At 63.4% G+C, this 4,479-nt stretch carries 4 protein-coding genes and 2 pseudogenes; 2 read left to right on the plus strand and 4 right to left on the minus strand.

The features are described 5' to 3' along the window. The 3 genes from tnpC to tnpA form a co-directional block, all read right to left on the minus strand. A partial coding sequence (gene tnpC, locus PWM43_RS15195) for an IS66 family transposase (protein WP_289843312.1) occupies positions 1-1,430 on the minus strand: 1,430 nt, incomplete at its 3' end. Between the two features lie 63 nt (positions 1,431-1,493). After that, positions 1,494-1,841 (minus strand): IS66 family insertion sequence element accessory protein TnpB, encoded by a 348-nt coding sequence (gene tnpB / locus PWM43_RS15200; RefSeq protein WP_289843313.1) that lies wholly within the window; start codon positions 1,839-1,841, stop codon positions 1,494-1,496. Continuing rightward, complete coding sequence (gene tnpA / locus PWM43_RS15205; RefSeq protein WP_289843314.1) at positions 1,838-2,209, minus strand: IS66-like element accessory protein TnpA; 372 nt, start codon at positions 2,207-2,209, stop codon at positions 1,838-1,840. The genes tnpB and tnpA overlap by 4 nt, the downstream gene beginning before the upstream one ends. A gap of 98 nt (positions 2,210-2,307) precedes the next feature. On the opposite strand from tnpA, the pseudogene PWM43_RS15210 reads away from it, so the two are divergent. Further along, positions 2,308-2,696: pseudogene (locus PWM43_RS15210) on the plus strand (winged helix-turn-helix domain-containing protein); the annotation flags it as partial. 27 nt (positions 2,697-2,723) lie between these two features. Here PWM43_RS15210 and PWM43_RS15215 read toward each other — a convergent pair. Beyond that, positions 2,724-3,835, minus strand: a protein-coding gene (locus PWM43_RS15215; protein WP_289843315.1) for an IS3 family transposase whose coding sequence is annotated in 2 segments (ribosomal slippage) — positions 2,724-3,583 and positions 3,583-3,835 — 1,113 coding nt in all. Because the reading frame shifts where the segments join, the coding sequence is not laid out codon by codon here. 57 nt (positions 3,836-3,892) lie between these two features. Between PWM43_RS15215 and PWM43_RS15220 the strand changes: the two are divergent. Then, a pseudogene (locus tag PWM43_RS15220) lies at positions 3,893-4,225 on the plus strand (transposase); the annotation flags it as partial. Positions 4,226-4,479 lie beyond the last annotated feature (254 nt).

Below are 4,479 nucleotides of genomic sequence, written 5' to 3' on the forward strand. Positions count from 1 at the left end.
CCGGCGTCGGAGCCGGCAAAGAGATAATTCTTCCTGCCGATGCAGACCGGGCGCATCGCGCGTTCGGCGGCGTTATTGTCGATGGCGACGCAACCGTCTTCGAGGAACAGGGTAAAGGCGGCCCAGCGATTGAGTGCGTAGCGGATGGCCTTGGCCAGTTCACCCTTGCCGGGGATGCGGGCGAGTTGAGCCTGGCACCAGGCGTGGAAGTCGTCGACACGGGGACGGCTTTCTTTCTGACGGATGGCCAGGCGTTGCTCGGCGGGTCGTCCCATGATCTGGCGCTCAATATCGTAAAGCGCCCCGATCTGGTCGAGCGCTTCCTTCGCCAGCGCGGAACCGCTGCCCTTCCAGACATCGTGGAAATCGCGCCGCAAATGCGCCCAGCACGCGGCTTCACGGACGCGCACGGCGCCACGCGCATCGGGCCTGTAAAGTTCCTTGAAGCCTGCATACGCATCCGCCTGGAGAATGCCCGAGAAGTTCGCCAGATGGGTCTGGGGATTGATCCCTTTGCGGTCGGGAGAGAACCAGTAGGCGACCGCCGGCGGATCGTTCCCGCCCCAGGGCCGGGGATCGCGCAGATAGGTCCAGATCCGTCCTTCCTTGACGCCACGTGGCTTGCCGATCTGGCGCAGGCGGGGATCGAGGACCTGGATCGGGGTATCATCGGCATGGAGATGATCCGATCCCGTCACCGCGTGATGGATCAACGCAACCAGGGGGCGGAGAACGGCGACCGCCTGACCGCACCAGTCGATCAGGGTCGAGCGGGGGATTTCGACACCCTGACGGGCAAAGATCTCGCTCTGCCGGTAGAGCGGCAGGTGATCGTCGAATTTCGAGACCGGGATGTGGGCCAGCAGGCCGGGACCGGCCATGCCGCGCGGCACGGGGCGGGAGGGCGCGGCGGCCTGCACCATCGTCTCGCACTGGCGGCAGGATTTCTTCAGCCGCGCGGTCTCCACGACTTTCAGCTTTGCGGTGATAAACTCGAGGATCTCGGCGACATCCTCGCCGACAGGACGCAGGGGACCGCCACAGGCGGGACAGCTCTCGCCGGGATCGAGGACGATGCGCTCGCGCGGTGTCGTCTCCGACACGCGTGGTTTGCCACGTCGGCGCCGGGGAGAGGGAACGGCTTCGCCGCCAGCCTGTTCGTCAGCTTCGGGTGCAGTGTCCGCTGCCGCGATGGCGATTTCCACGTCTTCGAGGAGAAGCTCGAGTTGCCCGATCTCGCGCTCGATCTTCTCCGAACTCGCACCGAATTTCTGTCTCTGCAGACGAGCAATGCGGATTTTCAGCGACTGGACAAGGGCGTCGTAGGCGCGTTCCGACGCCGATAGCCGGGTGATCTCGACCTGCTGGGCCATGATGATGGCCTTGAGGGCATCCAGATCGTCTGGGAGGGGTGTGGACGCGACCGCCATGGCAAAAGAATAGCGGAAAACTGCCGAAAAACAAAGAATTCCACGCACGCGGCCCCAGGAAAGTCAGGCCACGCGCGAGGGCGGTGCCGACCATGCCGGCCGCCTCCAGTCCATGCCCTCCCATAGCATGGCCATCTGCGCCGATGTCAGCCGTGCCACGCCGTCAGCCGGAGACGGCCATGGAAAACGTCCATTCTCCAGAACCTTGTAATACAGGCAGAACCCCTGGCCATCCCAGGTCAGGAGCTTGATCCTGTCACCCTTGCGGCCCCGGAAGGCAAAGAGCGCGCCCGAGGTGGGGTTCTGGGGGGGGGGGGGCTGCGCCAGGGCCGCCAGTCCCGAGATCCCCTTGCGCATGTCGGTCACGCCGCACGCCAGATAGACGCGAACGCCGTTTCCCAGGCCGATCATGCCATCTCCGCGATCCGGATGATCCGCGCCAGCAAGGCGTCTGGGGGATCGCCCGTAACGCCGATCGACCGGCCATTGCGCAGCAGGATGTCCACCCGGCCAGGACGGGTCACACCGCAGGACCCTGACGGAACGGTCTCATCGTCCACACGCTCGAGCGGGAGAAAACGCACACCCCGATCGCCAGCAGGAGAGCGCTGACGCAGCCAGCGTCGCCATTGGTAGAGATGCTGCCGTGTCAGGTCGTGACGGCGGGCCACATCCGATACCGTCGCCCCGTCCACCCCAACCTCCGACAGAACCCGCATCTTCTGTTTATCGGACCAGCGCCGCCGACGCTCCACGCCAATCAGGATCTCCTGCCGCATCCTCACCTCCCAAACAACGTCAATAACGACGTCGTTAACGACGTGAACTTACCAGCCACCCAATCCGATCATAAGGCGGCCGTGAGCGGCCGGTTACGATCAAGGAGCGCTTCGGCGTCGTCTACCACGAACGGCATGTTTCCACTTTGCTGAAACGTCTTGGTTTTTCCCATGTCAGCGCCCGGCCGCGTCATCCGGGGCAGGATCCTGCCGTCATGGAAGCGTTCAAAAAAACTTCCCCCGCATCCTGAGTGCCCATATCGGCCATTTGCCGAAGGGAAAGCCGATCGAGATCTGGTTTCAGGACGAAGCCCGCATCGGCCAGAAGAACGGCATCGTCCGGCAATGGGCCCGGCGCGGCACGCGACCACGCCAGCCGGCTGACCAGCGCTACGAGAATGCCTGGCTGTTCGGGGCGATCTGCCCGGCGCGCGGCAAGGCTGCCGGCCTGGTGCTACCGTTCGTCGGCACTGCCAGCATGCAACTTGACCCTGCCCCGAACATGCCCACGGATTTAAGTTAGGGTCTGTGCGTTGCTATATGCCGTTTTGGCGTGTTGAGCGAAAGCCTCTGGCGTCATGCCATTGAGGCTGGTGTGGGGCCTGACGGCGTTGTAGTCGGCCCGCCAGGCGTCGATGACCGTCCGAGCGTGGGCGAGGTTGCGGAACAGATGCTCGTTGAGGCATTCGTCACGGAACCGGCCGTTGAAACTCTCGACGAACCCGTTCTGCTGCGGCTTGCCCGGTGCGATGTAGTGCCACAGCACCGACCGCCGCTCCTGCCAGGCCAGGATCGCGTTCGAAGTCATCTCGGTGCCATTGTCGCTGACGATCATCAACGGCCAGCCGCGCTGCTCTCCGATCCGGTCGAGTTCACGGCCGAGCCGTTCGCCTGACAGCGACGTATCCGCCACCAGCGCGAGACATTCGCGCGTGTAGTCGTCCACCACCGTCAGAACCCGGAACCGCCGTCCGTTGTTCAACGCGTCCGAGACGAAATCCAGGCTCCAGCGCTGGTTCGGCCCGTCGGGCAGCATCATCGGCGAGCGTGTGCCCATCGCCCGTTTCCGGCTGCCACGCTTGCGGACCGACAGCCCTTCCTCGCGATACAGCCGGAACAGCTTCTTGTGGTTCATTGCCAGTCCCTCCCGGTCGAGCAGGATCTGCAGCCGCCGATAGCCGAACCGACGCCTTTCTGCGGCCAATGCGCGAAGCCGGATGCGCGCATCAGCGTCGTCGGACCGTCGCGATGCATAGCGCCAGGTCTTCGGATCCATGCCGATCAGGCGGCAGGCCCGCCGCTGCGAGTAATCCCGTTCCGTAATCGCCCAGGTCACGGCGTCCCGCCGCAAACCGGGCGTCACGAGTTTTTTGCCAGCAGGTCCTTCAGCGTCGAAACGTCCATCACGCTCTCCGCCAGGAGCCGCTTCAGCTTCGCGTTCTCTTCTTCAAGAGCCTTGAGCCGCCGCGCTTCCGACACCTCCATCCCGCCATATTTCGATCGCCAGGTGTAGAAGGTCGCGTCGCTGATCCCGTGCCGGCGGCATAGATCCGCAGCCGTCGCGCCCGCCTGATGCTCTTTCAGGATCCTGATGATCTGATCCTGCGTGAAACGTGATCTCTTCATTGCCTGTCTCCGGTTGGACAGACCTTACCCAAAAACGAGGGCATTCCACGGGGCAGGGTCAAACTCCATATCGAGGAGATCTCACGCTCCGTCGCCCGCGGTGCCCGTGCCGTCGTGCTGCTCGATCGCGCAGGATGGCATACCACCAGTAAACTGAAGCTAACCCGCAATGTCAGCGTGATCTTCTTGCCGTCCCGTGCTCCCGAACTGAACCCGGTCGAGAATATCTGGCAGTTCCTGCGCGCCAACTGGCTGTCCAATACCATCTTCGACAACATCGACCATATCATCGACGCAGCCTGCTGCGCCTGGAACGATCTTGCCGCCCGGCCTGATGCCATCCGATCCATCGGTCTCAGAAAGTGGGCTCACACAGGTCAGGGACTATAACCGTTGGTATAAAGGGGCGGCAGGTCAGAAAATCCACCTCCCGCAGGCAGTCAGCTACCCGCAGACAGGTCTCATGAACACCGCGGCCTTGAGCGGCCGGTTACCGTCTTTCGAAAGGTCACCAACGGTTTCCGATCGGACTGGGGCGCACAAATCCACGCCGGCTATCGCTCCGTCACTGGAACCGCACGCCTCACCGGAAAATTCGCACTCGCCTGATCACCACTCCAGCGGCCAACCACGGGAACAGTTAC

Origin of the sequence: Brytella acorum, from assembly GCF_029309905.1 — a bacterium.
Lineage (GTDB): Bacteria > Pseudomonadota > Alphaproteobacteria > Acetobacterales > Acetobacteraceae > Brytella > Brytella acorum.